Source organism: Bradyrhizobium sp. PRIMUS42, from assembly GCF_023006515.1.
Lineage (GTDB): Bacteria > Pseudomonadota > Alphaproteobacteria > Rhizobiales > Xanthobacteraceae > Bradyrhizobium.
In genome coordinates, this window is the sequence record NZ_JALBGZ010000966.1 from 1 (window position 1) to 1932 (window position 1932).

General features: G+C 62.2%; 3 protein-coding genes. 1 reads left to right on the plus strand and 2 read right to left on the minus strand.

Going from position 1 to position 1932, the window contains the following annotated elements; all coding sequences use genetic code 11:
* Together MOV75_RS36315 and MOV75_RS36320 are read right to left on the minus strand one after the other, a co-directional pair.
* The coding region (locus tag MOV75_RS36315) for an ABC transporter ATP-binding protein (RefSeq protein ID WP_247007782.1) at nt 1-395 on the minus strand (395 nt) is incomplete at its 3' end.
* Nucleotides 396-422: 27 nt separating this feature from the next.
* Complete coding sequence (locus tag MOV75_RS36320) at nt 423-1457, minus strand: ABC transporter substrate-binding protein (RefSeq protein ID WP_247007783.1); 1035 nt, start codon at nt 1455-1457, stop codon at nt 423-425.
* A 271-nt stretch (nt 1458-1728) separates the two neighbouring features.
* Between MOV75_RS36320 and MOV75_RS36325 the strand changes: the two genes are divergently transcribed.
* On the plus strand, nt 1729-1932 hold a 204-nt coding region (locus MOV75_RS36325; protein WP_249796909.1), incomplete at its 3' end, for a LysR family transcriptional regulator.

Sequence of the window (1932 nt, forward strand, 5' to 3'; positions counted from 1 at the left end):
GCCGCATCTATCATCTCGGGGGGCCGCTTGCGGCTGCACGGGATCTTGCGATCCGCGCGCTCGGCCCGCTCGTTGCGCGACACATTGCGCATTTCCAGACCGAAGGCGACGTTCTCCGCCGCGGTCATGTGCGGAAACAGCGCGTAGCTCTGGAACACGATGCCGAGCCCGCGCTTGGCGGGATGGATCGCGGTCAGATCCTTGCCCTCGAGGCGGATCGCGCCGCGCGTGGGATCAAGGAAGCCCGCGATCATCTGCAACGTCGTGGTCTTGCCGCAGCCGGACGGGCCGAGGAAGGAGATGAACTCCCCCTTCCCCACCGACAGACTGAAGTCGTCGACCACAGTCTGCGCGCCGAACTGCTTTGCGACCCGATCGAGCTCGAGATAGGCCATGCGCTGTCTCCGCTAGCGACGATCAGATCAGCGCTCGACCTCACGATTCCAGCGCTTGGTCCACTCCTCGCGCTTCTCGTTGATGATGGTCCAGTCCGGATTATAGAGCTTCGCCGCGCGCTCGCCGATCGGCGCCATCTTGCCGAGCTCCGGCGGGATCACCAGCGATTTCAGCACCGGGCCGTAGCCGTAATCCTTCAGCATCACGAGCTGGACCTTTGGATCGAGCAGCATCTTGACGAAGCTCGCCGCCAGCGGCGAGGCGTTCGGCTTGTTGATTGGGCACGCCGTCGTCAGCAGCGTCGCGGCGCCTTCCTTGGGATAGACGAAGTCGACGGGAAAGCCGGTATTGGCAAAGCTCTGCACGCGGCCGGTGCCCCACACCGCGATCACGGCCTGACCGGATTGGAACAGCTCGGTCATCTTGCCCGGCGACGGCTCATAGGCGAGCACGTTCGGATTGACCTCTTCCTTGAAGATCTTGAAGCCGGAATCGACATTGGTCTCGCCGCCGCCGTTCATCTTCGACAGCATCACCAGCGCTTCGAGACCGTACGTGTTGTTGATCGGCGGGATCACGAGCTGCTTGGCGTACTTCGTGTCCTTCAGGTCGTTCCACGACGTCGGCGGCGCCCGGCCTTTCTCCTTGAACACCTTGGTGTTGTACATCAGGCCGGTCGCGACGATGCCGATCGCAACCGCGCGATCGTCCTTGAAGCGCGCGGTGTCGTAGAGATCCGTGGGGAGACCTTCGAGCTTGCCGCAGAATCCGAGCTGGATCGCCTGATACATCGGGCCGTCATCGACGATGGCGACGTCGATCTGCTGATTGCCCTTCTGCGCCTGAAGCTTGGCCAGCGTGTCGGTGGAGTTGCCGGCGACGTATTCGACCTTGACGCCGTTCTCCTTCTCGAAGGCCGGGATCACCTCGTCGCGGATCGTCTTCTCGAACGAGCCGCCATAGCCGGCGACATAGAGCGTCTTTTGCTGGGCCGAGGCGACTGACGGGACGGCGATGAGCGCTGCGATGCTGACCGCGGTCAAAAGGCGAAAAGTCTTCATGGGGACCGATCTCCATACCGGAATGAGGTGACGTACCGACAAATCTCCGACTGGGGCGCCTTCCGCATTTCCTTCCGCGTTAATCCTTTCCGACCAGGGCTCCGGCCCCTGCTCGGCGGGTTTTGACGCGATTTGGAGGTTTGACCCCCTCCAATCTGCCGAAAAAGCGGGCTGGCTCCAGCTCTGATGAAAAAGATCGCAACCTATACTTCCATCGTCCAATGAATAATGGCAACCTCTGTATGCCTAAATGTTATGAATGGAATTCGAGATGGCGCGGATCAATTCGCGGCAGGTGGAGGCTTTCCGCGCGACGATGCTCACCGGCAGCGTCACCGAGGCGGCGAAGCTGATGGTGGTGACGCAGCCCGCGGTCAGCCGCTTGCTGCGCGACTTCCAGGCGCTGCTGAAGATGGAGCTGTTCGAGCGACGCGGCACCGGCCTCGTGCCGACCGCCGCGGCGATGGCGCTTTAT

Excerpts from the sequence above, each read along its gene's own strand:
- MOV75_RS36320 (WP_247007783.1), bottom strand. The coding sequence starts at position 1,457 with ATGAAGACTTTTCGCCTTTTGACCGCGGTCAGCATCGCAGCGCTCATC.